This window comes from Mycobacterium sp. RTGN6 (genome assembly GCF_033804605.1).
Taxonomy (GTDB): Bacteria; Actinomycetota; Actinomycetes; order Mycobacteriales; family Mycobacteriaceae; genus Mycobacterium.
In genome coordinates, this window is the sequence record NZ_JAPZKZ010000011.1 from 41054 (window position 1) to 65417 (window position 24364).

The following is a 24364-nucleotide window of genomic DNA, read 5'->3' on the forward strand; positions in this document are numbered from 1 at the left end:
CTAGCGCGTCAGTGGGGCGCCCGCGTTGTTAGGGCGATGTCGGCCCCCATACGCCGGTCGCAGCGGTTTGGCGGACGTACTGCGCGAAGTCCTTGGGTTCGCGGCCAAGCGCACGCTGCACACCGTCGGCCAACTGCGCCTTGCTACCGAGCACTTCGGTGAACAAGTGGTTCAACAGCCAGATGAAGTCCTTGGGCATCCCGTACTCGGCCAGCATCGAGACGTAGTCGTCGATGGAGACCGACACGAACTGGACATCCCGCCCGGCGGCCGCGGCCACCTCCGCGACCGCCTCGCCGAAGCTGAGGAGTCTCGGCCCGGTCAGCTCATAGAGCTGGCCGACGTGGCGGTCCTCGGTCAGCGCGGCGACCACGACGTCAGCGATGTCGTCGGCATCCACGAATGGCTCCTGCACGTCGCGGACCGGTAGTGCCACGCTGCCGGCGAGAACTTCATCGAGCCAGGCCCCCTCGCTGAAGTTCTGCGCGAAGAACGCGCAGCGGACGATCGTCCATCGCAGCCCTGACGCCTTGACGACGTCCTCGGCCCGCTCGGCCTCGACCTCGTTGCGGCCGGACAGCAGCACGAGGCGACTGACGCCGGCTTCCTTGGCCATTCCGGTCAGCGCGCGGACGGCGTCGACCGAACCGGGGACGGCCAGGTCCGGGTAGTAGGTGAGGTAGACCTTGTCGACGCCGGCCAGGGCAGGCCTCCAGGTCTGCTGGTCGTCCCAGTCGAATGGGACGTCGGCGGCGCGCGACCCGTGCCGGACGGGGATGCCGCACTGCTCGAGTTGGTCTGCGACGCGCTTTCCGGTCTTTCCGGTGCTGCCGATGACGAGGATGGGGCGGATGTCAGGTGAATTGGTCATGCCGATGATTCAAGGACCAATCGACGAGACGATCCATGGTTCAACGGCTCAATCGCATACGCAATCGTCTGGCTCAGATGGATCAGATGGCCGGGCCCAGCAAGTCGTCGGCGTCCTTGATGACGTAGCCGTAGCCCTGCTCGGCAAGGAAGCGCTGGCGGTGCGCGGCGTAGTCGGCGTCGAGGCTGTCGCGGGAGACCACCGAGTAGAACACTGCCCCGCCGCCGTCGGCCTTGGGCCGTAGCAACCGTCCCAACCGCTGGGCCTCTTCCTGACGTGAGCCGAAGGTGCCCGAAACCTGCACGGCGACGCTGGCTTCCGGCAGGTCGATGGAGAAGTTGGCGACCTTGGACACCACTAGTGTCTGGATCTCACCTTGGCGGAAGGCTTCGTAGAGCGACTCGCGTTCGGCGGTCTTGGTGGAGCCCTGGATCACCGGCGCGTTGAGTTCTCGGCCGAGTTCGTCCAGCTGGTCGAGATACGCGCCGATCACCAGCGTCGGCTCGTTCGGATGGCGCTCGAGAATGGACTTCACCACGGCGATCTTGGTGTGCGCGGTGGAGCAGAGCTTGTAGCGTTCCTCGGGCTCGGCGGTGGCGTAGATCATGCGCTCGTTGTCGGTCATCGTGACCCGCACCTCGATGCACTCGGCGGGGGCGATCCACCCTTGCGCCTCGATGTCCTTCCACGGTGCGTCATAGCGCTTGGGGCCGATCAGGCTGAACACGTCGCCCTCGCGGCCGTCCTCCCGGATCAGCGTGGCGGTCAGGCCGAGCCGCCGGCGGGACTGCAGGTCGGCCGTCATGCGGAACACCGGAGCGGGCAGCAGGTGCACCTCGTCGTAGATGATCAGGCCCCAGTCGCGGCTGTCGAACAACTCGAGGTGGCGGTACTCGCCCTTGGTGCGGCGCGTGATTACCTGATACGTCGCGATGGTGACCGGCCGGATCTCCTTGCGCTCGCCTGAGTACTCGCCGATCTCCTCTTCGGTCAGCGACGTGCGGGCGATCAGCTCGCGCTTCCACTGCCGGCCTGCCACGGTGTTGGTGACCAGGATCAACGTCGTCGCGCTGGCCTTGGCCATGGCCGCCGCACCCACCAGCGTCTTGCCTGCGCCGCACGGCAGCACCACCACGCCGGAGCCGCCCGCCCAGAACGAGTCGGCGGCCATCTGCTGATAGTCGCGCAGGTGCCAGTTCTGTTGGTCGAGGCTGATCGGGTGGGCCTCGCCGTCCACGTAACCCGCGAGATCCTCTGCGGGCCAACCGATCTTCAGCAGCATCTGCTTGACCCGGCCGCGTTCACTTGGGTGCACTAGGACGGTGTCGTCGTCGATGCGCGCGCCTAGCATCGGGGCGATCTTCTTGTGGCGCAGCACCTCTTCGAGCACCGCGCGGTCCAAGCTGATCAGCACGAGGCCGTGCACCGGGCTCTTGACCAACTGCAGCCTGCCGTAGCGGGCCATCGTGTCGACGATGTCGACGAGTAGCGGCTGCGGCACCGCATAACGCGAGAACGACACCAGTGCATCGACGACCTGCTCGGCGTCGTGCCCCGCCGCGCGCGCGTTCCACAGTGCCAGCGGGGTGATGCGGTAGGTGTGGATGTGTTCGGGGGCACGTTCGAGCTCGGCGAACGGCGCGATGGCCGCGCGCGCCTCGCCTGCGAGCTCGTGGTCGACTTCGAGCAGCACCGTCTTGTCGGACTGCACGATCAATGGGCCGTCAGTCATCCGCGAGCCCGCTCCGCTTCACAGTCATTCCGCCCATTATCCGTCCTCAGCCGACACCACCGACGTCACGCGGTGGATCGCGAACTCCCGGACGCGACCGGCGGCCGGGTCGTAGGCCGTGAGTTGGCCGCCCCGCACGTTGATCGGGGCGACGACACGCTGCGTGGCGACGCCCGCGGCGTCGACGTAGCCGATCACCACCGACCCCTGCTGATGCGCGGCGCGTTGCAATTGCGCCATCGCTTCGGCCGGGTCGAGCCTGATGCCCGAGGACGGCGCGGCCGCCATCTTGCGCAGCACGGCGACGATCGCGCCCAGCGTCTGGGCGTTCGGGGTCGGGTTGGGCCGGTAGCGGCGCGGCCGGCCCGGCGGGGTGACCCTGGCACCGCGGGCGCGGACGTCGACGATGGTGCCCGACGCATCCTCGGCCGCCGGAGCGAATCCGGCCGCGCGAAGGGCGGTCAGCACCTCGCCGATCGGGGCTTGCGACACCGCGACGGTGGGCGCGAGGATGCGCACGTCGAGCCGCTCCACGGCGGCCGACGCGACGGCCTGGGCCAGCAGCGCGGGGTCCTCGCAGCGGACGAACGAGGCGGCCATGCCGACGCGCAGCTGCCCGTGCCTGCGGGCGACGTCGTCGATCAGGTACGTCAAGCCTTGCGGCACAGGTGTTTTCGAGTGCCTGGTGAACAGGGCGTGCAGTTCCCCTGCGGTCCGGCCGGTGTCCAGCGCGCGCCTGATGGACTGTTCACTGATCCGGTACACCATGGCCGCACCAGCCGACTCGACGGTGGCCACCGCGGCCAATTGCTCGGCCAGTTCGCGTTCCAGCGGGCCGGGCACGATCACGGTGAGGTCGGCCTGCAGCAGGAAGTGGTCGATCGGCGCGGGCAGCACCTTGGCCATGGCCGCGACGACCCGGTCCTCGGACGCGTCCTCGAGAAGCAGCCGCATCGGCGTCGCGAGCGCGCCCCGGCCAACCACGCCGACCGCGTGTGCCTCGGTGAGCAAGTCGGCCACCGGCTCGGGTTGCAGTCGGGCCGCCCACCGCGGCCGCCGCCAGCTCAGCGCCTGCGCGGCCGACGTCGCGTCGACGCCCTTGCCGGGAGCGAGCTGCGCGAGCATCGCCAACAACAGCCGGCGGTCCAGTGGAGCGGCCGTCGAATACAACGAATCCGACAGCGCCGCATAGGGTTTGCCGTCGGGCCCGCGTTGGCCGACGAGCCCGGGCCGCGACGGCAGGTCCAGCCAGGTGGTCGCGAGTAGGTGCCAGCGCACGGCCGCGGGCGACTCGATGAAGCGGTCGGCGGCGACGGTGGGAGCCCACACCGTGCCGTCGTCCGCCAACGGGTCGGAATTCGGCACCCCTGGGGCGATGAGGCCAGCGGTCGACGCGACCCCGAGGAGCAGTCCGAGTCGTTGCTCGTCGATTCCGGTCACCTTGGTCAGCCGCTTGACCTCGCGCACCCCGAGCCCGCCGTTGCGAAGCTCGGGAACCGGTGCGGCGGACAGGTTCTCGATGAGCACCTCGACGTCGCGCAGCAGATCGATCGCTGCTCCAGCCGCGGCGGCATCGACGTCGGCCACCGACGTGGACGTCACCGCGGGATCGGGCGGCACCAGGGACGTCGGGCCGGGCAGCTCACCGCGCAGCACCTGACCGACCGCCCGCGGCAGGATGACGGTGTCGACGTCGACCTGGCGCAGCAGTCCCGACGCGAGCAGCACTTGCACCGGACGGTCGGCCGGGGTGCCAGGGGCGGCGTCTCGGGTGCGCCCGACCGGCGACCCGTCGACGAGGCGGTCGAGCAGCTCGCGTTGGGCGGGGTCGACGTCGGCGAGCAGTTCGGCGATGCGCGCGGCGCCGTCGCCGTCCGCTTCGAGCGTGACCTGGCCGGGATGCCAGGGCAGCCCCGAGGCGGCCTCCCCGGTGACCCGCAGTGCGGTGTCACCCCAGACCAGGGCTCGGGCCTTCAGGTCGTCTACAGCGGCGTTCACGTCGGCTTCGTCGGCGCGGTCGCCAATCAGCGCGACCAGCTTGGCCGGCGGTACCAGATCACCGTCGGCACGCAGCAGCAGAAGCGCGTCGAGCACCGCAAGCCGCAGAAAGTCGAGATCGTCGGTGACGGCCTTCACCGACTGCCGCGTCTGCGCCCGTGCGGCCAACGCCGAGATGGAGCCAGGCGGCGGCTGGGTCAGATCGGGCCGTAGCTCCAGCAGCTGAACCAGCGCTTCGTCGGGCAGGTCGGTCAGCCAGGCGCCCAAAGGTACCGAGGGAGCCGGCTGGGAGCTGGGGCGAGACATTGCCAACCAGCCTATGCCAGCGCACTGCGCTCGCCACTCGCCGTCGTGCCTGCCACAATGTGGGGCGTGGCTGAGAAGAAACCGCAGAAGAAGCGCTACGTCGACAACGGCTGGCCCGCGACGAACGACGGCGACCACGCCATCAGTGAGCTTGCCGCCGACCGCACCGGGGCCCTTTCCCCCTTCGGTGAGGTGACCTTCCCGCTCCCGGCCGACGAACTGCCCTACATGCACCCGATCACCGTCATCAACAGGTAGCCGTGGGCTTGTCACACCTCGACGATGAGGGGGCAGCGCACATGGTCGACGTCAGCGGCAAGGACGCCACCAAGCGCACCGCGGTGGCCGCAGGCGTACTGCGCACCCGGCCCGACGTCGTCGCACTGATCGCCAGCGGCGGCCTGCCGAAGGGTGACGCGTTGGCCACTGCGCGGGTGGCGGGCATTCTCGCCGCCAAGCGCACCAGCGACCTGATTCCGCTGTGCCATCAACTTGCGCTGACGTCCGTCGACGTCGAATTCGATATCGGCTCAACGGAAGTCGCGATCACGGCGACGGTACGTACCACCGATCGCACCGGCGTGGAGATGGAGGCGCTGACTGCCGTGAGCGTGGCAGCGCTGACGCTCTACGACATGCTCAAGGCCGTCGACCCGGCAGCGACCATCGACGGCATCCACGTCGTGCGCAAGCAGGGCGGCAAGACCGGCACCTGGACCCCTTCGTGACGCGTTCTGCGCGGGTGGTGATCGCGTCCACGCGCGCGGCCACAGGCGTCTACGAGGACCGCACCGGACCCGTCATCGTCGAGTGGTTGACGCGGCGGGGCTTCGCCGTGCCGCCGCCGGTCGTCGTGGCCGACGGCACCGGCGTGAACCAAGCGCTGTTCGCCGCGCTCGGCGAGCGGGTCAACCTGATCCTGACGTCGGGGGGCACCGGCATCTCGCCGACCGACGGAACCGCCGACGCCACCGCGAACGTCGTCGACTACCAGATTCCTGGGCTGGCCGACGCGATCCGGCGCTCCGGCCTGCCCCACGTGCCGACCTCGGTGCTGTCGCGGGGCGTGTGCGGCGTGCGCGACGGCACCCTGATCGTGAACCTGCCGGGCTCGACCGGCGGCGTCAACGACGGCCTGGGCGTGCTGGAGGACGTGCTGGACCACGCCCTTGACCAGTTGGCCGGCGGGGACCACTCCAAATGAGCGCAGTCGTGCTCCGCGCCGAACTCAGCGAGCGGCCGATCGATCTCGTCTCGCACGAAGCCCTCGTCGCGCACCGCACCGCGGGAGCCGTCGTCGGCTTCGTCGGTGCGGTCCGCGATCACGACGGAGGGCAGTCGGTGTTGAGGCTGGAGTACTCCGCGCATCCCACGGCGCAGCAGACGCTGGCCGACGTGGCCGCCGAGATCGCCGCGAACAGCCGAGGCGTGCGGGCCATCGCCGTCAGCCACCGCATCGGTGCGCTGGAGATCGGCGACGCGGCCCTAGTGGCCGCCGTGGCCGCCGCCCACCGTGGTGAAGCGTTCGAGACGTGCGCGCTGCTGGTGGAGCAGGTCAAGGCGCGGCTGCCGGTGTGGAAGCACCAGTTCTTCGCCGACGGAACCGACGAATGGGTCGGGAGCGCCTAATCCGCTACGCGGGCGGCGCAGGAACCGGGGCTGGCGGGAACAGCGGTGCCGGGCCCGCGGGCAGCGGAGCCGGTGCGGCGTCGCCGGGGGACAGCGGAACGTTCGGGCCGGGCGCCTGATCCGGGTACGGCGTGTTCATCCCACGCTGCGCGATGCCCATGATCAGGGCTTCCTTGCCGCTGATCTCCTGGTTCTGGACGGCCTGCCACAGATCCTTCAGGTAGCTCACGTTGGGCGTCTCGTTGCCGGCCGCGGTCGGATCCATGGTCGAACCCGGCGGCAACGCGTCGGGGCTGGCGAGGTGCGGCATGCCCTCTGGAGGAGTGGGAATCTGCCCGCTGACCAGCTGGTTCGCTGCGTCGTATGCCGGGGCAGGGACGTCGACGGCGTTGAGCGGGAGCAACGGATCGGCGGGTGCCGCCACGGGACCGGGCGCAGGCGGGGCGGGGGGCCCCGGCACCGGCAGCACCGGATCCAGCGGGAGGTCGCCTGCGTGCAGCGCCCATGCCTGCGGCTGATCGGCCGGGGCCGGGCCACCCTCGACGACGTCCCAGTCGGCGGCCTCGATGACGGGCGGTGCGTCGGGCAGCGGGGCGTCGGCGGGCGGTGCCTCGGGCAGCGGGGCGTCGATCATCGGCATCGGAGCGCCGACGGTGAACGCGGGGTCGATGACCGGAAGCTGCTGGTCCAGCGGCATCACGTTCGGATCGGGCGGCGGTGGTCCGTCGACGGGCGGCGCCTCGGGCATCGGGGCGTCCAGCGGGACGAATGCGTCGGGCGGCGGTGGGCCGACGGGCTCCGGGGGAGGCGTCGGGGCGAAGTCCGAGACGAGGTCGAATGGCGGCGGCGGGGGAAGCTCGCCGTTCAGTTCCGGGTTGTCGAGCGGCTGAGGCGCATCGGCCACGACGTTGCGTGGCGTCGCGGCTCCGAGGCCACGACCACAGACGGGCCAGGCGCCGCGGCCCTGGGAGGCCAGCACGCGCTCGGCGACGGCGATCTGCTGTTCCTTGGTGGCCAGATGGGCGGCGGGGGCGTACTCGCCGCCGCCATGGCCCTTCCAAGTGCCAGCCGCGAATTGGAGGCCGCCCTGATATCCGTTGCCGGTGTTGATGGCCCAGTTGCCGCCGGATTCGCATCGGGCGACGGTGTCCCACTCGCCGTCGGTCGCGGCATTGGCCTGCCCGGCGAGGGCAATGCTTCCGGTTCCGATGACGGCGCCCGTGAAGGCGATCTTTGCGACGCTTACCGCTGAACTGGTGGCCTTACGATGCCGTCCGCTCATGGGTGCAGAAAATCCTCTCGTCAACGCCCGCGAGGTCAGCTGTCGGGTTCGGGCTGGAGAGGTTGCCCGGCCGGCGTCTCACGACGTCGGCTTCACCCCAAGGAGTCGTTTCCGGCTCCGTGGTCCTGCAGTGTGGTGGACCGGTGGGTCCCCCGCCCCCATCCAATGGGTATGTCGGTGGCAGTGCCCAATGGATGAGGTTCGGCGCTATCGGGCACAGCGGGCCACCGATTTGGGTCGAGTGGCTTGGGATCAGACCGTAATGGGTTCAAGTGCTCTCGTCATTTTTGACAGCCTCGGCGTTTCCCCAGCTAGCGAACTATAAGAGGACCTTAAAGCCGCAGGACGGGTTTACGTTGTCCCAGCGTCGGGAACGAGATAACCGGGCCGTGGCCAGTTCGTGATCATTTTGTGATGTGACGTATATCACGTCATCCGCCGGCGAACGGCGGCAATACATCTACGGTCTGGTTTGTTGCGAGCGGCTTGGCGCGGTCGCGCACGGCGACGCCGTCGCAGAGGAACGAACAACGGTCCAGCACCGCGGCCAATTTGCTGCTTCGGGTGCTGAGCTGCTCGACCAGGTCATCGACCGTCGACCCCGGCGCCACACCCACGGTCTCCGTCTCCACGCCGGCCGCGGCGCGCGCCGCCGCGAAGTAGCGGACGGTGATCTGTCCCGTCATCCGCCGATCGCACTCATCGGTCGGGTCGGCTGCACGAAGTTGGGATCGTTGATGCCGTGCCCCGCGGGCTTGGCCCACATCGCCGAACGCCACGCGGCCTCGATCGCGGCGTCGTCGGCGCCGGTGCGCAGAAGCAGCCGCAGGTCGGTCTCCTCGGTGGAGAACAGGCAGCTGCGCACCTGGCCGTCGGCGGTGAGTCGGGTGCGGTCGCAGGCCGAGCAGAACGCATGCGACACCGAGGCGACGATGCCGACCGAGCCGCCGCGGCCAGGACCGTCAACGCGCCACAGCTGCGCCGGCGCCGAACCGCGGGGAGCGGGATCGGGGCGGAGCTCGAAGTTTCGCTGCAAGGTGTCCAGGATCCGGTCGGCGGAGACGGTCTCGTCGCGCTTCCATTGATGCTCGGCGTCCAGCGGCATCTGCTCGATGAGCCGCAGCTGATACCCGTGATCCAGGCAGAAGCGCAGCAGCGAGACGGCGTCGTCGAGACCGGTCTCCCGGTCGAGCACGGCGTTCACCTTGACCGGCGTCAGGCCGGCCGCAGCCGCCCCAGCGAGCCCTTCGATGACGTCGGAGAGCCGGTCGCGGCGCGTGATCTTCGCGAAGCGATCCGGCTCGACGGTGTCGAGTGAGACGTTCACCCGATCGAGTCCCGCGGCCTTGAGTCCGGCGGCGCGGCGTGCGAGCCCAATTCCGTTGGTGGTCAACGCGATCTCGGGGCGGGGACGCAGGGCCGCGGCCGCAGCGATCGCCTCCTCGAGGTGTCGCGACACCAGCGGTTCGCCTCCGGTGAAGCGCACGCTGGTGACGCCGAGTCGGGTCACGGCGACGTGGAGCAGCCGGGCCATTTCCTCTGGGTTCAGCAGTTGATCGCCGGGCAGCCAGTCGAGACCCTCGGCGGGCATGCAGTACGTGCACCGCAGGTTGCACCGGTCGGTCATCGAGACGCGCAGGTCGGTGGCGATCCGGCCGTACGTGTCGACGAGGGGGCCAGTCGGCGGCGCATCCGTGGCGGGAAGGCGCAACGACGGGACGCCGAGTGCGGTCACGGTCATCCGGGCACCCCCGTGCGGGGAGCGTCGGTGGGCACGATCTCCTTGCCAAGCGGCAGCAGGGACACCGGGATGAGCTTCAGGTTGGCGATGGCCAAGGGGATGCCGATGATCGTGATGGCCATCGCGACGGCGGTGACCACGTGGCCGATGGCCAGCCAGATGCCACAGAGGATCAGCCAGATCACGTTGCCGACGGCGGCCCCTGGGCGGGGTCCCGGCTTGTCGACGACGGTGTACCCGAACGGCCACAGCGCGTAGACCCCGATGCGGAACGCGGCGAAGCCGAACGGGATGGTGATGATGAGGATGAAGCAGAGGATGCCGGCCGCGAAGTAACCCAGGGCCAGCCACAGGCCGCCGAAGATCAGCCAGATGACGTTCAGGATCAGGCGCATGTCTTCCTCCCGCGGTCGTTTCAGCCTACCGGGGCTTATTCGCGTGCTGGTCGGGGAGGCGTCCGAGTAGAATCATCGCATTCGCGTCCTGCGCAGGTGGGACGCGTTCCTTGTGTGAACCAGAGATTGAGCGGGTGAGACCAGTGCCGACCGGCAAGGTGAAGTGGTACAGCGCCGAAAAGGGCTTCGGCTTCGTGTCCCAGGAGGACGGCGAAGACGTCTACGTCGGGTCGTCGGCGTTGCCCGCTGGCGTCGAGGAACTCAAGGCCGGTCAGAAGGTCGAGTTCGGGATCGCCGCGGGTCGTCGTGGCCCGCAGGCGTTGAGTCTCAAGGTGATCGAGCCGCCGCCGAGCATTCAGCGCACCCGGCGCGAGGCAGCTCCGGCGCCCGAGCACAAGCACACGCCTGACGAGTTGCACGGCATGGTCGAGGACATGATCACGCTGCTCGAGGGCGCGGTGCAGCCCGAGCTGCGCAAGGGCCGCTACCCCGACCGCAAGATCGCCCGGCGGGTGTCCGAGGTGGTCAAGGCCGTCGCGAGCGAGCTCGATTCCTAGGGTTCGCTCGCCGAACGTCGACTTATCGTCGGCTGACGAGGGCGCTCGACGTCAACTCGACGCTCGGCAAGACTGACGGCATGGCGTACGTCAACCCCAAGGGCGAGTTCTCCCGCGACACCAACTACATCACCACCCGCGTCACCGCGGACGGCCGCGACGGCTACCCCGTCGAACCGGGCCGCTACCGACTGGTGGTGGCGCGGGCGTGCCCGTGGGCCAACCGGGCGATCATCGTGCGCAGGCTGCTGGGGCTGGAAGACGTGCTCTCCATTGGCTTTTGCGGCCCCACCCATGACGAGCGGAGCTGGACGTTCGACCTGGACCCCGGCGGCGTCGACCCCGTGCTGAAGATTCCGCGCCTGCAGGACGCCTACTTCACCCGGGACCCCGACTACCCGAAGGGCATCACGGTGCCCGCCATCGTCGACGTCGCGACCGGGGCGGTGGTGACCAACGACTTCGCGCAGATGACCCTCGACCTGTCGACCGAGTGGACGGCCTACCACCGCGAGGGTGCGCCGCAGCTCTACCCAGAGCAGCTGCGTGCCGAAATCGACGAGGTGGCCAAGCGCGTCTACACCGAGGTCAACAATGGCGTCTACCGATGCGGGTTCGCCGGCTCGCAGGGCGCGTACGACATGGCCTACGACCGGCTGTTCACCGCATTGGACTGGTTGTCCGAAAGGCTAAGCGGGCAAAGGTATCTGGTGGGCGACACCATCACCGAGGCCGACGTGCGGCTGTTCACCACGTTGGCGCGCTTCGATCCCGTCTACCACGGCCATTTCAAGTGCAACCGGACCAAGCTCACCGAACAGCCGGTGTTGTGGGCGTACGCCCGCGACCTGTTCCAGACGCCGGGCTTCGGCGACACGATCGACTTCGTCCAGATCAAGCAGCACTACTACGTGGTGCACGCTGACATCAACCCGACGCGCATCGTGCCGAAGGGTCCCGAGCTAACGAACTGGCTGACGTCACACGGCCGGGAAGCCTTGGGCGGCAGGCCGTTCGGCGATGGGACGCCGCCCGGTCCGACGCGCGACGCAGAGCGCGTGCCGCCGGGCCACGGGGCCGACTAGGCCCACACGGTCCGCACCGACCATTCGGCGTGCGGCCAGGGGAACTCGTTGCCCTGCTCGTCGCGGACCAGGGTCGGCAGCTGGACCGCGACCCCGGTCAACTTGCCGTAGTGCGGGTCGACGGTGGGGATGGTGACCGCGAGCTTGACGTTGGGCGGGAACGCCTCGACCACCGGTCCGTCGGAACCCTCGTAGGCGCGCAGCAGCACCCACGGCGCCCGCGCGATCGACGGCGGCACCGACAGCTGGATGGGGTCGCGCGAGGTGACCACCAATTCGCCGGTGGTCTCGGGGATGTCGCACTTGGTGATCTCGAAGACGTCGCAGTACCGGTACGGCCCGACGCGGACCAACTGCCCGTGCGTGTAGGCGCTGATCTCCGGGTGCTGGGGACGTGACTCGCGGGTCAGCCGCCAGATCACCACGGCCGTGCCTGCGGATGCGAGTATCGCGACCACCCCGAGGACGGCGATGACGCGCTTCACTCGGGTGCCGCCGCCGCGCGAGTGCGGGGCCCCTCCTGCTCGGCGAAGACGGGCCTGTTGCCGCCGAGCCCCGGGATCAGCGAATCACCGTTGTAGCTCACCAGCGTCTGCGCGAGCCCCGGGATGAGGAACGCGGTGATGGCCGTGAAGCCCACCCACAGGTCGGTGTAGATCAGCACGCCCGTCGCACCGCCGAGGACCCAGGCCAGCTGCAGGAACGACTCCGATCGGCCGAACGCAGAGGCCGTCGACGCCTCGGGCAGGTCGTCCTGAATGGAGGCGTCCAGGCAGGCCTTCGCGATGGCGCTGGCACCCGCCGTGACCAGCGTCGCCACCGCGGCCACCAGGATGTTGCCCGCCAGCGCGGTACCCAACGCGACGGCGGTGACGGCGATGGTGGCCCACACCACCAGCTTGGCGGGATGGCCGAGTTTGAGCCGCGCGGCCGTCATGTTGCCGGCGAAGTTGCCGATGCCCGCCGCGACGCCGATCAGGCCGAGCACCTTGATCTGTTCCCAGCCGCTGCTGTCGGCATCCGCCTTGGCGACGAACGCGGGGTACAGGAACAGGAACCCCACCATCAACTTGATCGTGCAGTTGCCCCACAGCGAAGTGATGATGTTGCGGCCCAAGGGTTGTCGCGCCGACTTGCCCGGTTTGCCTGCGGGCTCCCGGTTGATCAGTTCGGTGGGCGCGTGGTAGCTCAGCGTGGTCGGCACCTCACCCTCGGTGACCTCGACCCACTTGGGGATCCGCATCGCCAGGACCGCCCCCGCCACCGTCATCGCGACGCAGACGTAGAGCGCGCCGGGCAGGTCGAACATGTTGAACGAGTACTCCACGCCCGCGGCGATGGCGCCTCCGACGATGGTGCCGCCGAGCAGGCCGAAGGTGGTCAGCCGCGAATTCACCCGAACCAGATCGATGGTCGGTGGCAAGACGCGCGGTGTCATGGCGCTGCGCAGCACGGAGAACGACTTCGACAGCACCATCATGCCCAGCGCGCACGGGTAGAGCACCCATGGCGGGAAGCTGCCGTTCTCGTAGTTGGCGATGAGTACCACCGCGAGCACGGTGCGCAGCCCGAACGACGTGGCGAGCGCGACGCGGCGGCCATGCTGAAACCGGTCGAGCGCGGGCCCGATGAGTGGAGCGATGACCGCGAACGGCGCGATGGTGATGAGCAGGTAGAGGGCGACCTTGCTCTTGCTCTCGCCGGACGCTGCGGCGAAGAACAGCGTGTTGGCCAACGCCACGGCCATGGCCGAGTCGGCCGCGAAGTTGGCCATTACCGGGTACGTCAGTGCCGTCAGCCCGGACTTGTCGGCGCCGTCGGCGGTGGCCGCCTTCTGGAACAGGCCGTACATCTTCGAGCCCATTTCGCGGCCGCGCGCCGCGGCGCCGCGCGGGGGCGCGACCCGCTGACCGGCGGACTGTCCTGCGCCACCGGCGGGCGGCGGTGCGGAACCGGAGCGCTCGCGCGGCGAGTCGATGGGGGGCAGGTACGGGTTGGCGCTGCCGGGTGCGGCTCCGCGGCGCGGCCGCCGCTGGCGGCCGGGATCGCTCGGGTAGTTGGCCATGCCCGGATGCTCCGGCGGCCGTGGCGGAGAGTAGCGAGGACCCCTCGGGTCCCCTGGCCCGTGCCTGGGATCGCGCGGTCCGCTCACGCCGTCGATTCTTCCCCATCGGCCGGACAGACGCCTGCAGGGCGACCGGTGTGGCTTTGCTCGCCCCCCGTCAGGCAGTATTGATGCCGATGGACGCCATTACTGATACCGCCGAGCACGTTGACTCGGCCGACCTCACCACGGTGCTCACGGGCGCCGTGGAGCTGGCGCGCGCCGCGATCGTCGAGTTCAGCGGTGAGGACGTGGTCGGCGAGTATCTCGGCGCAAGCTTCGAGGATCCGACCGCGGCCACCCACCGCTTCCTCGCCGCCATGCCCGGCTACCAGGGCTGGCAGTGGGCCGTCGTGCTCGCGGCATATCCGGGCGCCGATCACGCCACCATCAGCGAGGTGGTCCTGGTGCCTGGGCCGACGGCGCTGCTGGCGCCCGCGTGGGTGCCCTGGCAGCAGCGGATCCAACCCGGCGACCTCGGCCCCGGCGACCTGCTGGCTCCGCCCGCCGACGACCCGCGGCTGGTGCCCGGCTACATGTCGTCGGGCGACGAAGAACTCGACGAGGTGGCAGGCGAGGTGGGCTACGGCCGTACCCGGGTGCTCAGCCAGTGGGGCCGCATCGAGGCCGCCCAGCGGTGGTTCGACGGCGACTACGGTCCAGGTTCGGCGATGGCGCGCTCCACCCGCCGCGTGTGCCGCGACTGCGGTTTCTACCTGCCGCTGTCGGGTTCGTTGGGGTTGATGTTCGGGGTGTGTACCAACGAGTTGGCGGCCGACGCCCACGTCGTCACCAATGAATACGGCTGCGGCGCGCATTCGGACACGCCTGCGCCTGCCAGCATCGGGTCGCCCATGTTCGACCCGTTCGACGACGGCGTGCTCGACCTGGCCGACCAGTAGTCGCGCGACTACGGTTCCCTGCGGCCCTCGGCGGCCGCCTTCAGCCGGCGCAGCGATGCGTTCATGCCGTCGACCAGCTCCCGTTCGAAGTTGGGTACGCCTCCGAACATCTTGTCCACCACGAAGTTCGACGCCGGCTTGATCCCGTCGTCGGCGCGTCGTGTCTCGACCACGCGGGTGCCGGTTGAGGTCGGTTCGAGCTCGTAGGACCAGACGGTGTTGTTCTCGTTGACGCGGAACGCGAGTTTCTTCTCGGGCTCCAGCTCGGTGACCCGACACGTGGTCGGCCAGTACGTGAGCTTGCGTCGGTTCAGGTTGACCGTCTTGGTGCCGACGCGCAGCGGTCCGAACGCCTTCATCACCCGGCATTGCGGACTCCATCGTGGCATCAGGCTGAGGTCGGAGATCAACGCCCAGACCTTGGCCGGCGGCGCGTCGATGTCGAGTTGCGCCTGCAGAACCTCATCGGACATGTCGTTCCTCCGTGTGTCGAATTCAGCTGAGCCCGGACTGCGCGCCGCGTGAGCCCCTGCGGGCGGCTTGGCGCTGCCACAGGAAGATCGACGTCCCGAGTACGCCGACGCCGAGGCCGGCCACTGTGGTGGGCCTCCAGCCGTGCAGGTCCGGCACGGTGAACGCGAGGATCACCGCGACGAGCCACCCCGTGGCAATGACGACGATGACCGGCCATGGCTTCAGCAGCGCCGCCGGCAGAGCGGGCGGTTCTGGCGTTGCGTCGCCGGGTGGCGGTGTCGTCGCGGACATCGCGCACCAACCTAGTCGATGGGCCTGCCGCCCGGACCGCGACCCGAAACGCCCGATGTTCTGCCGGTTTCCGAACACGGGTCGGTAGTCTGTTGCCTCGTGAGCGACGCGGATGCCCGACTGGCCAGCGACTTGTCGCTCGCCGTCGTTCGCCTGGCACGGCAATTGCGGTTCCGGCGTCCCGATTCTCCGGTCTCCCTGTCGCAGTTGTCCGCCCTCGCGACGCTCGCGAAGGAGGGTCCGATGACTCCGGGCACCCTCGCGGTGCGCGAACGCGTGCGACCGCCGTCGATGACACGCGTGATTGCGTCGCTCGCTGAGCTCGGGTTCGTCGACAGGGCCGCCCATCCCGACGACGGCCGCCAGGTGTTGGTGTCGGTCTCGCAGTCGGGGGCCGAGTTGATCGAGATCGAGCGGCGCGCCAGCCGTGAGTGGTTGCAGCAGCGGCTGGCCGAGTTCACGACGGACGAGCGCAGGACCTTGGTGGCCGCGGCGGACCTGATGATGGCCATCGTGGACGAAAGTGCTTCAGCCTGAATGTGATCGACGTCGGCGATCCGGCCGATCCGCGGCTCGACGACTTCCGCGACCTCAACAGCATCGACCGCAGGCCCGACCTGCCGACCGGCAAGGGGCTCGTCATCGCCGAGGGCGTGTTGGTGGTGCAGCGGATGTTGGCGTCGAGGTTCGCTCCGCGGGCGATGTTCGGAACCGACCGCAGACTCGGCGAGCTGGCGGCCGACCTCTGCGACGTCGACGTGCCGTACTACCGGGCCAGCGCGGAGGTGATGGCCGAGGTGATCGGCTTCCACCTGAACCGTGGGGTGCTGGCCGCGGCGCCGCGCCCGCCGGAGTTGACTGTCGCGGGCGTGCTGGACGGCGCGCACACGATCGCGGTGCTCGAAGGCGTCAACGACCACGAGAACCTGGGCTCGATCTTCCGCAACGCGGCGGGGCTGGCCGTCGACGCCGTGGTGTTTGGCACTGGGTGCGCCGATCCGCTGTACCGGCGGGCGGTGCGCGTCTCCATGGGGCACGCGCTGCTCGTCCCCTACGCGTGGGCCGCCGACTGGCCGAGGGACCTGGAGACGTTGCGGGACAATGGTTTCCGGATACTGGCGATGACCCCCGACCCGTCGGCGCCGTCGTTGGCCGAAGCGATGACGCACCTCGCGGAGGCAAAGGTGGCGGTGCTGGTCGGCGCCGAGGGGCCGGGGCTGACCGAGCGTGCGATGCGGTCGAGCGACGTGCGGGTGCGCATCCCGATGTCGCGGGGCACTGACTCGCTGAACGTCGCGACGGCGGCGGCGTTGGCCTTCTACGAGCGGGCTAGGGAGCACTAGCCCCCTGCAGCAGTGGGAGTTTCGGCGTTGACCAAGTTGTCGTGGAACACGTCCATCAGTTCCGAACTGAGATGGTCGTTCTTCTTCGTCAGCGACGCGAACTCGTACTGCTTCTTGGGCATGTCGTCACGGATGGCGACCATGGGGTCTTCGAAGTCGCGGATGTATCCCACGGCCAGGCCGCCCATTTGGTAACCCATCAGCTTGAGCAGATCGTCGTCGAGGGTGCGGGCCACCTCGATCGGCGTCGACAGGTACTGGTTCTCCTCCTGACGAACCCAGCCGACGCAGTAGGTGATGTTGATGCCCTGGCGCACCTTGTCCGACTTGTTGGCCGCGGCGCCGTGGTACACCTTGCCCGAATAGAAGAAGACCGAGCCGCGCTCCATTTCGGCACGCACGATCTCCTCGTCGACGTAGGTCTGCTTCCCCTCGGCGAAGTGACTTCCCGGCACCAGTCGGGTGGCACCGTTTTCGACGGTGAAGTCGGTCATCGCCCACATGGTGTTGCACTGCACGTCGTAGTCGAGCGGGAAGGGAAAGAAGTCCCATGCGTTCTCGTCACGGTGTAGCGGCTGGTCCGTCTCGCCCGGGAAAACCGAGATCACCTGGGTGAGGTGCAGCTGATAGACGGTGGCCTTGGACAGCATGTCCGCGCAGGTGTCGAGCACCAGCGGGTGAGTGACGAGCTCACGGCTGGCGGGCGAGCGCGGGATCAGCGAGCCGGTTCGGCGGGTCATCCGGCCGATGAAGTCGTCGTTGCCTGCGGGCGTGAGGTCGATGTGCTCCTCGAGCTCTTGGGCCACCCGGTCCATGAGTTCGTTCGAGACGAGGTTGTCGACGATGACGAAGCCGTTGGCGCGGATCGCTGCGGCAACTTCTGCCGACGTCGCGGTGGGCGGCAGGTGGTACTCAGGCATCGAGCAACTCCGATCACGTGATGGTGCGAGGTAGGGTGAGCCGCGTGGAAATGGGCCGGGAACCTCGCTGGTGAGGCGGCATCGTTGACGGTGAAACTGAATCAGTCTCAGATTTCTGAGCCACTGCCGATCGGTAAAGGACACGTAACCGCCGGGGCGTCCCTGCCCGAGCTCATGGTTCCGGTGATGGCCCAGGTTGGCGCCCGGCGCTCGGCCGCTCAGTCCCGCAGCCAGGACAAGATGGACCGGGTCCTGCGCGCCACTGCAGCGCTCCTCGACGAGAGCGGCGCCGATGCGGTCACCACCACTGCGGTGGCGGCGCGTGCCGAGGTATCCATCGGCTGGCTCTACAACTTCTTCGACGACCGCCAGGCGCTGCTCGAAGAGATCGTGGCCACCGGCCTGCTGCAACTCGACCGTGATCTGGAGAAAGTCGGATTCAGCCTGGCGGGCACCGACTGGCGGACCACTGTGATCGCCGGCATCGATACCGTGATCGAGTTCTTCGACGCCTCACCGGGATTCAGGTCGCTGTGGTTCTCCGCAGAATTCTCCGGCCGCATGCTGCAGGCGAACCGACTGCACGACGACGCGCTGGCCGCCTACCTGGCGGCCAGCGTCACCGCGACCCGACCCGATGCGCCGGACGTACCGCTGGAGATCGTCACGCAGGTCTTCATCGGCATGCTCGACAAGGGACTCGATCTCTCCTACCGCAACAACTCGGAAGGCGACAAGAAGATGCTCGCGGAGATGTCCCGCGCCAGTGTCGACTACCTGGGTTGCTTCTTGCCCTGACGACGTGGCCACCGCCGAGGAAGCGAACTGGGAAGGTTGATGGAGTGACAGAGGATGCCAAGCCGTGGGGCACGGGACTGACGGTGGCGGGTTTCGTCGCGGCGGTCACGGCCGCGGCGATCATCGTGTTGAGCCTCGGCCTGACGAGGGTGCACCCGCTACTCGCAGTCGGCCTGAACGTCGTCGCCGTCGGTGGGTTGGCGCCGACGGTGTGGGAATGGCGCAGGCGCCCGGTGTGGCGGTGGTTCGTGCTCGGCAGCGGCGTCGGGGTCGTGGGGGGCTGGCTGGCGCTGCTCGCGATGGCGATCGCAAGCTAGGCGCGCGACGACAGGTCAGGGTTGGGTGCCGGAGCGGACGCCAAGCAGGACGTCCTCCCAAGCCGGTACCTCGGGCTTGCGCTTGCGGGCGCGCGGCTTCGGTGCGGGCTGCGGTTCCGGTTCGATGACCTGTTCCGGGGGACTGAGCGGCAGTTCCGGTTCGGCGACGAATTCGGGGACGGGTGCGACCGCCCGCAGTGGCGGCCGGTCGAAGTTCGGGTCGATGAGCTCGGCGGCGGAGTCGTCGAACGCCGTGGCGGTGCCGCCGTGGGCTCCCGGGGTGAACCGGAAGTGGGCGACGTTGTCCGACCGGCCGGCCTTCCATGCCATCTGCACCGTCCAGCGGCCGTCCTCGTTGCGCCAGGCGTCCCACGTCGTCGACTCCGGGTCGAGGCCGCGCGAGACGAGCGCGGCGGTCACGGTCTCCAGCAGTGTCATGACGGATGGCCCGTCGGCGAGCACCGGATGGGCGGCGGTGGCCAACTCGGCGGCGCGGGAGCGTTCCAGCAGGACGGGGTGGGCGAATCGTTCTATCCGGCTGAGGCTCTCCCCGGCCGCAGAGGCAACCTGTTCGACGGACGCGCCCGCACGAATCCTCGATTGAATGTCCTTGGGACGCAGCACGGTTGGAACCTCGACCTCGATCTTGGGTGGACTGACGCCGGCCCGGTCCCCGCGCAGTGCGGCGTGCAGGCGATCGTCGGGACACAACACGAACTTGTCACCCGAGTCGGCCGTCTCGCAGATGATGCGTTTGCCATCGACGTCGAGTCCGACGACCTGCAGTTCCCGCATATCGACCTCCTGAGGCTTAACGCATCACCCTACTGCGTTACCGACTCGTGACCGGCCCGACACGCGGAGCGTTGCGCACGAGGTCAGAGGTGTTCGACGACCCAATCGACGCAGGCCACGAGGGCACTGACGTCGTCGGGATCGACGGCGGGGAACATCGCCACGCGCAGCTGGTTGCGGCCCAACTTCCGGTACGGCTCGGTGTCGACGATGCCGTTGGCGCGTAGCTCCTTGGCCACCGCCGCTGCGTCGACGTCATCGGAGAAGTCGATCGTGCCGACGACCTGTGAGCGCTGCGCCGGATCCGCGACGAACGGTGTGGTGTAACTGGTGGCCTCGGCCCACGAATACAGCCGCTGCGACGAGTCCGCGGTGCGCTTGACGGCCCAGTCCAGTCCGCCGTTGCCGTTCAGCCAGTCGACTTGCTCGGCGAGCATGACGAGCGTGCCGATGGCCGGGGTGTTGTACGTCTGGTTCTTGAGGCTGTTGTCGACGGCGATCGGCAGCGAAAGGAAGTCGGGCACCCAGCGGCCGCCCGCGGCGATCTGTTCGACGCGGGCCAGTGCGGCTGGGCTCATGATGGCCAGCCACAGACCACCGTCGGAGGCGAAGTTCTTTTGCGGCGCAAAGTAATACGCGTCGGTATCGGCGATGTCGACGGGCAGTCCGCCCGCCGCCGACGTGGCGTCGATGACCACCAACGCATCGCCGGCCGGCCGCTGCACGGGCACCGCGACACCGGTGGACGTCTCGTTGTGCGCCCACGCCACCACGTCGACGGACGGATCCGACTGGGGTTCGGGAGCGGTGCCGGGGTCGGACTTGATGACGATCGGGTCGCCCACGAATGGGTTGGCCGCCACGGCGGAGGCGAACTTCGCACTGAATTCGCCGAAGGTGAGGTGCAGCGAGCGCTTGTCGATGAGTCCGAATGCGGCGGCGTCCCAGAACGCCGTCGACCCGCCGTTGCCAAGCACGACCTCGTAGCCGTCGGGCACCGAGAACAGCGTTTTGATGCCGTCGCGCACGCGGCCGACCAGGTTCTTCACCGGCGCCTGCCGGTGCGAGGTGCCGAACAGCGCACCCGCTGCCGCGAGGGCCTGCAGTTGTTCTGGGCGGACCTTGGATGGTCCCGAGCCGAAGCGGCCGTCCTTGGGCTTCAGTTCGGCGGGAATGGTGAGCGCCATGCCGCCAAGCCTAGTGACCTCGCTAGAGCGTGAGGATGCGGGCATCGTCGGCCGTGACCGCGACGGTGTGTTCGCTGTGCGCGGCGCGTGCGCCGGTGGCGGTGCGCAACGTCCATCCGTCGGCGTCGTGCCGGTAGTCGTCGGTGCCGTCGGCGATGAGCATCGGCTCGATGGCGATCACCAACCCGGGCCGCAGCGTCATGCCCAGGCCCGCTCGGCCTTCGTTGGGGACGTGCGGGGCCTCGTGCATCGTGCGTCCGATCCCGTGCCCGCCGTGATCGGCGAGCATGCCGAAGCCGGCGCGACGAGCGGTCGTCCCGATCGCGTGGCCGATGTCGCCGAGCGTGTTTCCAGGCCGGACCGCGGCGATGCCCGCCGTCAGTGCCGCGTCCGTCGCGGCGATCAACGCGGAGTCCTCGGGTGAAGCGGTGCCGACGACGAAGCTGCGGGCGGCGTCACCGCACCAGCCGTTCAGGACGGCGCCGAAGTCGATGGAGACGAGGTCGCCGTCGGACAGCAGCTCCGCCTTGGGGATGCCGTGAACGACGGCATCGTTGACGCTCGTGCACAGCACGGCGGGGAAGGGCGACGACGCCCAGGGCGGGTGGTAGTTGAGGAACGGCGACGTCGCTCCGTGCCGCGCGAGCACGTCCGCGGCGACCTCGTCGAGGTCGGCGGTCGAACGTCCGGGGACGGCGTAGGCGGCGACGGCGCGCAGGGCCTCGGCCACCACGGCGCCCGCTGCGGCCATCGCGTCGATCTCGGAAGCGGTCTTCAGTTGGACCATCAACTGTGATCTACATCACATGTGACCGGGATTACCAGGCTGGACCACATCCCAGAAACGGCCTGTTCAATTCCTGGGACCTCCGGTACCGTGTTAGACACCGAGCAAGCAAATGTAAACCTCACGGGAGGGTTCGAATGGCTCGCACGAAGATGATCAACCGTTGGCGTCGCAACATGGAAGTCCGCGATGACACCGAGTACGTGGACATGCTCACCACACTGTCTGAGGGGTCTGTGCGGCGCAACTTCAATCCGTACACGGACATCGACTGGGATTCGCCCGAGTTTGCCGTCGTCCCGAACGACGAGCGCTGGATCTTGCCGGGCACCGACCCGTTCGGCAAGCACCCCTGGTACCAGGCGCAGTCGAAGGAACGCCAGATCGAGATCGGCATGTGGCGCCAGGCCAACGTCGCCAAGGTGGGCCTGCACTTCGAGTCGATTCTGATTCGCGGTCTGATGGAGTACGCGTTCTGGACGCCGAACGGCTCGCCGGAATACCGGTACTGCTTGCACGAGGCGGTCGAAGAGTGCAACCACACCATGATGTTTCAGGAGATGGTGAACCGCATCGGCACCGACGTGCCTGGCATGCCGCGGCTGCTCAAGTGGATCCAGCCGGTCATCCCGCTGGCCGCCGGTCCGCTGCCGATCCCGTTCTGGTTCGGCATTCTCGCGGGTGAGGAGCCCATCGACCACACCCAGAAGAACGTGTTGCGCGAGGGCAAGACGCTGCACCCGATCATGGAGCGGGTGATGGCCATCCACGTCGCCGAGGAGGCCCGGCACATCTCGTTCGCGCACGAGTACCTCCGCAAGCGGATTCCGCACCTGCCGCGACGCAAGCGGTTCTTGTTGTCGCTCTACGTCCCGCTGACCATGCGGATCCTGTGCTCGGCCATCATCGTTCCGCCGCGGGCGTTCTGGAAGGAATTCGACATCCCCCGCTCGGTCCGCAAGGAAGTGTTCTTCTCCTCGCCCGAGTCCCGCCAGATGCTGAGGGACATGTTCGGCGACGTCCGGATGCTCTGCCACGACACCGGCCTGATGAACCCGCTTTCGAAGCTCATCTGGCGGATCTGCAAGATCAACGGTGCGCCCAGCCGCTACCGCAGCGAGCCGCAACGCCAGCATCTGGTGTCGGTCGCTTAAGGTTCGGCATGCCCCACGTCATCACCCAGTCGTGTTGCAGCGACGGGTCCTGTGTCTACGCCTGCCCGGTGAACTGCATCCACCCGTCACCGGACGAGCCCGGCTTCGCCACGGCGGAGATGCTGTACATCGATCCGGTGGCGTGCGTCGACTGTGGGGCGTGCGTCTCGGCGTGCCCGGTCGGGGCCATCGCACCCGAGTCGAAGCTGGAGCTCGAGCAGCTGCCCTTCGTCGAGCTCAACGCTTCGTTCTATCCGAAGCGTGAGGGCAAGCTGCCGCCGACGTCCAAGCTGGCGCCGGTGCTCGAGGCCCCGGAGATCCGGGCGCGCTCCGGCGGCCCACTGACGGTGGCGATCGTCGGTTCCGGGCCTGCGGCGATGTATGCGGCGGACGAACTGCTCACGCAGCACGGTGTGGTCGTGAACGTCTTCGAGAAGCTGCCGACGCCGTACGGGTTGGTGCGGGCGGGCGTCGCGCCGGACCATCAGACCACCAAACGGGTCACGTGGTTGTTCGACAAGATCGCCAGCAAGCGCGGCTTCGGGTTCTACCTCAACGTCGAGGTCGGCAAGCACGTCAGCCACGCCGAACTGCTGGCCCACCATCACGCGGTGCTCTACGCAGTCGGGGCGCCCAACGACCGTCGGCTCGACATCGAGGGCATGGGAATGCCCGGCAGCGGGACGGCGACCGAGCTGGTCGCGTGGATCAACGGTCACCCCGACTTCGCCGAGCTGCCCGTCGACCTGAGCCACGAGCGGGTCGTGATCGTGGGCAACGGCAACGTCGCCTTGGACGTGGCCCGCATCTTGACTAGTGATCCGGACGCGCTGGCTCGCACCGACATCGCCGATCACGCGCTGGCGGCGCTGCGTGGCTCGCGGGTCCAGGAGGTCGTGATCGTCGCGCGGCGCGGACCGGCCGCCTCCGCGTTCACGCTGCCCGAGTTGATCGGGCTGACGGCGACGCACGAGGTGGTGCTCGACGCAGCGGACCATGAACTGGTGCTGCGCGAGCTCGCGACGGAGTCCGACCCGTTGACGCGCAACAAGCTCGAGGTGCTCTCGAAGCTCGGCGACGCATCGGCTCCGATGACCCGGCCCCGCATCCGATTGGCATACCAACTGACGCCGCACAGGCTGCTTGGCGCGGGCCGCGCCGAGGGCATCGCGTTCGTGGTCACCGGAGCCGACGAGGTGCGCCACGTCGAAGCGGGGTTGGTGTTGACGTCGATCGGATACCGCGGCAAGGCCATCGCCGACCTGCCGTTCGACGACGACGCAGCCGTGGTGCCCAACGAGCGCGGGCGGGTCGGCGGGGCGCCGGGGGCGTATGTCGCCGGCTGGATCAAGCGCGGGCCGACGGGGTTCATCGGCACCAACAAGTCGTGCGCGGCGGAGACCGTCTGCGAGTTGGTCGCCGACTACAACGCAGGCCGGCTGGCCGATCCGAGCGTCAAACCCGCGACGCTGGATCGACTGGTTCGGCAGCGGCAACCCGACGTCGTTGACTCGGCCGGCTGGACGGCGATCGACGAGGCCGAGCGTGCCCGCGGCGGTGCAGACCGGCCACGCGACAAGTTCACCGCTATCCCCGACATGCTCGCGGCCGCCGCGGCCGCTCCGGTGCCGTCGCTGAGTCGACGATTGCTGGCTGGGTTGCGCCGCTAGGCCGTCCGACTTCGGCAAAACCCCGC

Annotated in this window: 28 protein-coding genes and 1 riboswitch; of the genes, 13 read left to right on the forward strand and 15 right to left on the reverse strand. The window is 68.6% G+C overall.

Annotated features, from left to right (window positions below; translation table 11 throughout):
* Nucleotides 1-28 precede the first annotated feature (28 nt).
* The 3 genes from SLQ33_RS25135 to SLQ33_RS25145 form a co-directional block, all read right to left on the reverse strand.
* The gene (locus tag SLQ33_RS25135; RefSeq protein ID WP_319456620.1) at nt 29-871 is read right to left on the reverse strand and encodes an NAD(P)H-binding protein; all 843 of its coding nucleotides are present in this window, start codon (nt 869-871) and stop codon (nt 29-31) included.
* An 82-nt stretch (nt 872-953) separates the two neighbouring features.
* The gene (locus tag SLQ33_RS25140) at nt 954-2603 is read right to left on the reverse strand and encodes a DNA repair helicase XPB (protein ID WP_319456621.1); all 1650 of its coding nucleotides are present in this window, start codon (nt 2601-2603) and stop codon (nt 954-956) included.
* A 36-nt stretch (nt 2604-2639) separates the two neighbouring features.
* Nucleotides 2640-4907, reverse strand: coding sequence for a helicase-associated domain-containing protein (locus SLQ33_RS25145; protein WP_319456622.1), 2268 nt, complete (start codon nt 4905-4907; stop codon nt 2640-2642).
* Nucleotides 4908-4964: 57 nt separating this feature from the next.
* Between SLQ33_RS25145 and SLQ33_RS25150 the strand changes: the two genes are divergently transcribed.
* The 4 genes from SLQ33_RS25150 to SLQ33_RS25165 are packed head-to-tail and all read left to right on the forward strand — an operon-like array spanning nt 4965 to nt 6536.
* On the forward strand, nt 4965-5165 hold the full coding sequence (locus tag SLQ33_RS25150; RefSeq protein WP_319456828.1) for a hypothetical protein: 201 nt from the start codon (nt 4965-4967) through the stop codon (nt 5163-5165).
* 41 nt (nt 5166-5206) lie between these two features.
* Nucleotides 5207-5635, forward strand: a complete 429-nt coding sequence (gene moaC, locus SLQ33_RS25155; protein WP_413467690.1) for a cyclic pyranopterin monophosphate synthase MoaC — start codon at nt 5207-5209, stop codon at nt 5633-5635.
* Entirely contained in the window at nt 5632-6111 is a 480-nt protein-coding gene (locus SLQ33_RS25160; protein WP_319456624.1) for a MogA/MoaB family molybdenum cofactor biosynthesis protein, read from the forward strand. Before moaC ends, SLQ33_RS25160 begins: the two co-directional genes overlap by 4 nt.
* Nucleotides 6108-6536 (forward strand): molybdenum cofactor biosynthesis protein MoaE, encoded by a 429-nt coding sequence (locus SLQ33_RS25165; protein WP_319456625.1) that lies wholly within the window; start codon nt 6108-6110, stop codon nt 6534-6536. The genes SLQ33_RS25160 and SLQ33_RS25165 overlap by 4 nt, the downstream gene beginning before the upstream one ends.
* Before the next feature lie 4 nt (nt 6537-6540).
* On the opposite strand, the gene SLQ33_RS25170 is transcribed toward SLQ33_RS25165, so the two are convergent.
* The 4 genes from SLQ33_RS25170 to SLQ33_RS25185 form a co-directional block, all read right to left on the reverse strand.
* Nucleotides 6541-7818 (reverse strand): transglycosylase family protein, encoded by a 1278-nt coding sequence (locus SLQ33_RS25170; protein WP_319456626.1) that lies wholly within the window; start codon nt 7816-7818, stop codon nt 6541-6543.
* A 9-nt stretch (nt 7819-7827) separates the two neighbouring features.
* A riboswitch (cyclic di-AMP (ydaO/yuaA leader) is annotated at nt 7828-8035 on the reverse strand.
* Nucleotides 8036-8249: 214 nt separating this feature from the next.
* Nucleotides 8250-8504 carry a MoaD/ThiS family protein gene (locus SLQ33_RS25175; protein WP_319456627.1) on the reverse strand — a complete coding sequence of 85 codons (255 nt, stop codon included), beginning with the start codon at nt 8502-8504 and terminating at the stop codon, nt 8250-8252.
* A complete protein-coding gene (gene moaA / locus SLQ33_RS25180; RefSeq protein ID WP_319456628.1) occupies nt 8501-9559 on the reverse strand; it encodes a GTP 3',8-cyclase MoaA in 1059 nt (352 codons plus the stop codon). The genes SLQ33_RS25175 and moaA overlap by 4 nt, the downstream gene beginning before the upstream one ends.
* Entirely contained in the window at nt 9556-9954 is a 399-nt protein-coding gene (locus tag SLQ33_RS25185) for a YccF domain-containing protein (RefSeq protein WP_319456629.1), read from the reverse strand. The genes moaA and SLQ33_RS25185 overlap by 4 nt, the downstream gene beginning before the upstream one ends.
* Nucleotides 9955-10097: 143 nt before the next feature.
* On the opposite strand from SLQ33_RS25185, the gene SLQ33_RS25190 reads away from it, so the two are divergent.
* Both SLQ33_RS25190 and SLQ33_RS25195 read left to right on the forward strand, forming a co-directional pair.
* Nucleotides 10098-10511, forward strand: coding sequence for a cold-shock protein (locus SLQ33_RS25190; protein ID WP_319456829.1), 414 nt, complete (start codon nt 10098-10100; stop codon nt 10509-10511).
* 80 nt (nt 10512-10591) lie between these two features.
* Nucleotides 10592-11596 (forward strand): glutathione S-transferase family protein, encoded by a 1005-nt coding sequence (locus SLQ33_RS25195; protein ID WP_319456630.1) that lies wholly within the window; start codon nt 10592-10594, stop codon nt 11594-11596.
* Here SLQ33_RS25195 and SLQ33_RS25200 read toward each other — a convergent pair.
* Complete coding sequence (locus SLQ33_RS25200) at nt 11593-12081, reverse strand: DUF2771 domain-containing protein (protein ID WP_319456631.1); 489 nt, start codon at nt 12079-12081, stop codon at nt 11593-11595. The genes SLQ33_RS25195 and SLQ33_RS25200 overlap by 4 nt on opposite strands.
* Nucleotides 12078-13661, reverse strand: coding sequence for an MFS transporter (locus SLQ33_RS25205; protein WP_319456632.1), 1584 nt, complete (start codon nt 13659-13661; stop codon nt 12078-12080). Before SLQ33_RS25205 ends, SLQ33_RS25200 begins: the two co-directional genes overlap by 4 nt.
* Nucleotides 13662-13837: 176 nt before the next feature.
* Here SLQ33_RS25205 and SLQ33_RS25210 point away from each other — a divergent pair, with 176 nt between their 5' ends.
* Nucleotides 13838-14602, forward strand: coding sequence for a DUF3027 domain-containing protein (locus SLQ33_RS25210; RefSeq protein ID WP_319456633.1), 765 nt, complete (start codon nt 13838-13840; stop codon nt 14600-14602).
* 8 nt (nt 14603-14610) lie between these two features.
* Here the strand turns inward: SLQ33_RS25210 and SLQ33_RS25215 are convergent, their stop codons facing one another.
* Complete coding sequence (locus SLQ33_RS25215; protein WP_319456634.1) at nt 14611-15075, reverse strand: SRPBCC family protein; 465 nt, start codon at nt 15073-15075, stop codon at nt 14611-14613.
* Nucleotides 15076-15097: 22 nt separating this feature from the next.
* The gene (locus SLQ33_RS25220; RefSeq protein ID WP_319456635.1) at nt 15098-15367 is read right to left on the reverse strand and encodes a DUF2530 domain-containing protein; all 270 of its coding nucleotides are present in this window, start codon (nt 15365-15367) and stop codon (nt 15098-15100) included.
* 99 nt (nt 15368-15466) lie between these two features.
* Here SLQ33_RS25220 and SLQ33_RS25225 point away from each other — a divergent pair, with 99 nt between their 5' ends.
* Both SLQ33_RS25225 and SLQ33_RS25230 read left to right on the forward strand, forming a co-directional pair.
* Entirely contained in the window at nt 15467-15904 is a 438-nt protein-coding gene (locus SLQ33_RS25225; protein ID WP_319456636.1) for a MarR family transcriptional regulator, read from the forward strand.
* On the forward strand, nt 15901-16710 hold the full coding sequence (locus SLQ33_RS25230; protein WP_319456830.1) for an RNA methyltransferase: 810 nt from the start codon (nt 15901-15903) through the stop codon (nt 16708-16710). The genes SLQ33_RS25225 and SLQ33_RS25230 overlap by 4 nt, the downstream gene beginning before the upstream one ends.
* Here SLQ33_RS25230 and SLQ33_RS25235 read toward each other — a convergent pair.
* Nucleotides 16707-17630 carry a phytanoyl-CoA dioxygenase family protein gene (locus SLQ33_RS25235; RefSeq protein ID WP_319456637.1) on the reverse strand — a complete coding sequence of 308 codons (924 nt, stop codon included), beginning with the start codon at nt 17628-17630 and terminating at the stop codon, nt 16707-16709. The genes SLQ33_RS25230 and SLQ33_RS25235 overlap by 4 nt on opposite strands.
* 186 nt (nt 17631-17816) lie before the next feature.
* Here SLQ33_RS25235 and SLQ33_RS25240 point away from each other — a divergent pair, with 186 nt between their 5' ends.
* Nucleotides 17817-18428 carry a TetR/AcrR family transcriptional regulator gene (locus SLQ33_RS25240; RefSeq protein WP_319456638.1) on the forward strand — a complete coding sequence of 204 codons (612 nt, stop codon included), beginning with the start codon at nt 17817-17819 and terminating at the stop codon, nt 18426-18428.
* A 44-nt stretch (nt 18429-18472) separates the two neighbouring features.
* Nucleotides 18473-18745, forward strand: coding sequence for a DUF2537 domain-containing protein (locus tag SLQ33_RS25245; RefSeq protein ID WP_319456639.1), 273 nt, complete (start codon nt 18473-18475; stop codon nt 18743-18745).
* 15 nt (nt 18746-18760) lie between these two features.
* Here SLQ33_RS25245 and sepH read toward each other — a convergent pair whose 3' ends face one another.
* The 3 genes from sepH to map all read right to left on the reverse strand — a co-directional run bounded on the left by sepH (nt 18761) and on the right by map (nt 21514).
* Entirely contained in the window at nt 18761-19540 is a 780-nt protein-coding gene (gene sepH / locus SLQ33_RS25250; RefSeq protein ID WP_319456640.1) for a septation protein SepH, read from the reverse strand.
* Between the two features lie 83 nt (nt 19541-19623).
* A complete protein-coding gene (gene serC / locus SLQ33_RS25255) occupies nt 19624-20727 on the reverse strand; it encodes a phosphoserine transaminase (protein WP_319456641.1) in 1104 nt (367 codons plus the stop codon).
* 22 nt (nt 20728-20749) lie between these two features.
* A complete protein-coding gene (gene map, locus SLQ33_RS25260) occupies nt 20750-21514 on the reverse strand; it encodes a type I methionyl aminopeptidase (protein ID WP_319456642.1) in 765 nt (254 codons plus the stop codon).
* A 137-nt stretch (nt 21515-21651) separates the two neighbouring features.
* On the opposite strand from map, the gene SLQ33_RS25265 reads away from it, so the two are divergent.
* Together SLQ33_RS25265 and SLQ33_RS25270 are read left to right on the forward strand one after the other, a co-directional pair.
* Nucleotides 21652-22668 carry a diiron oxygenase gene (locus SLQ33_RS25265; RefSeq protein ID WP_319456643.1) on the forward strand — a complete coding sequence of 339 codons (1017 nt, stop codon included), beginning with the start codon at nt 21652-21654 and terminating at the stop codon, nt 22666-22668.
* An 8-nt stretch (nt 22669-22676) separates the two neighbouring features.
* Entirely contained in the window at nt 22677-24338 is a 1662-nt protein-coding gene (locus SLQ33_RS25270; protein WP_319456644.1) for an FAD-dependent oxidoreductase, read from the forward strand.
* The last annotated feature ends 26 nt before the right edge of the window (nt 24339-24364 follow it).

What these genes read in the sequence shown, in the direction of transcription:
- moaA (WP_319456628.1), bottom strand. Translation starts at nt 9,559, where the DNA reads ATGACCGTGACCGCACTCGGCGTCCCGTCGTTGCGCCTTCCCGCCACG.
- SLQ33_RS25140 (WP_319456621.1), bottom strand. Translation starts at nt 2,603, where the DNA reads ATGACTGACGGCCCATTGATCGTGCAGTCCGACAAGACGGTGCTGCTC.
- SLQ33_RS25170 (WP_319456626.1), bottom strand. Translation starts at nt 7,818, where the DNA reads ATGAGCGGACGGCATCGTAAGGCCACCAGTTCAGCGGTAAGCGTCGCA.
- SLQ33_RS25235 (WP_319456637.1), bottom strand. Translation starts at nt 17,630, where the DNA reads ATGCCTGAGTACCACCTGCCGCCCACCGCGACGTCGGCAGAAGTTGCC.
- SLQ33_RS25145 (WP_319456622.1), bottom strand. Translation starts at nt 4,907, where the DNA reads ATGTCTCGCCCCAGCTCCCAGCCGGCTCCCTCGGTACCTTTGGGCGCC.
- SLQ33_RS25165 (WP_319456625.1), top strand. Translation starts at nt 6,108, where the DNA reads ATGAGCGCAGTCGTGCTCCGCGCCGAACTCAGCGAGCGGCCGATCGAT.
- SLQ33_RS25175 (WP_319456627.1), bottom strand. Translation starts at nt 8,504, where the DNA reads ATGACGGGACAGATCACCGTCCGCTACTTCGCGGCGGCGCGCGCCGCG.
- SLQ33_RS25265 (WP_319456643.1), top strand. Translation starts at nt 21,652, where the DNA reads ATGGCTCGCACGAAGATGATCAACCGTTGGCGTCGCAACATGGAAGTC.
- SLQ33_RS25185 (WP_319456629.1), bottom strand. Translation starts at nt 9,954, where the DNA reads ATGCGCCTGATCCTGAACGTCATCTGGCTGATCTTCGGCGGCCTGTGG.
- moaC (WP_413467690.1), top strand. Translation starts at nt 5,207, where the DNA reads ATGGTCGACGTCAGCGGCAAGGACGCCACCAAGCGCACCGCGGTGGCC.
- SLQ33_RS25135 (WP_319456620.1), bottom strand. Translation starts at nt 871, where the DNA reads ATGACCAATTCACCTGACATCCGCCCCATCCTCGTCATCGGCAGCACC.
- SLQ33_RS25205 (WP_319456632.1), bottom strand. Translation starts at nt 13,661, where the DNA reads ATGGCCAACTACCCGAGCGATCCCGGCCGCCAGCGGCGGCCGCGCCGC.
- SLQ33_RS25220 (WP_319456635.1), bottom strand. Translation starts at nt 15,367, where the DNA reads ATGTCCGCGACGACACCGCCACCCGGCGACGCAACGCCAGAACCGCCC.
- SLQ33_RS25240 (WP_319456638.1), top strand. Translation starts at nt 17,817, where the DNA reads ATGGCCCAGGTTGGCGCCCGGCGCTCGGCCGCTCAGTCCCGCAGCCAG.
- SLQ33_RS25270 (WP_319456644.1), top strand. Translation starts at nt 22,677, where the DNA reads ATGCCCCACGTCATCACCCAGTCGTGTTGCAGCGACGGGTCCTGTGTC.
- SLQ33_RS25210 (WP_319456633.1), top strand. Translation starts at nt 13,838, where the DNA reads ATGGACGCCATTACTGATACCGCCGAGCACGTTGACTCGGCCGACCTC.
- map (WP_319456642.1), bottom strand. Translation starts at nt 21,514, where the DNA reads ATGGTCCAACTGAAGACCGCTTCCGAGATCGACGCGATGGCCGCAGCG.
- serC (WP_319456641.1), bottom strand. Translation starts at nt 20,727, where the DNA reads ATGGCGCTCACCATTCCCGCCGAACTGAAGCCCAAGGACGGCCGCTTC.
- sepH (WP_319456640.1), bottom strand. Translation starts at nt 19,540, where the DNA reads ATGCGGGAACTGCAGGTCGTCGGACTCGACGTCGATGGCAAACGCATC.
- SLQ33_RS25215 (WP_319456634.1), bottom strand. Translation starts at nt 15,075, where the DNA reads ATGTCCGATGAGGTTCTGCAGGCGCAACTCGACATCGACGCGCCGCCG.
- SLQ33_RS25150 (WP_319456828.1), top strand. Translation starts at nt 4,965, where the DNA reads ATGTGGGGCGTGGCTGAGAAGAAACCGCAGAAGAAGCGCTACGTCGAC.
- SLQ33_RS25195 (WP_319456630.1), top strand. Translation starts at nt 10,592, where the DNA reads ATGGCGTACGTCAACCCCAAGGGCGAGTTCTCCCGCGACACCAACTAC.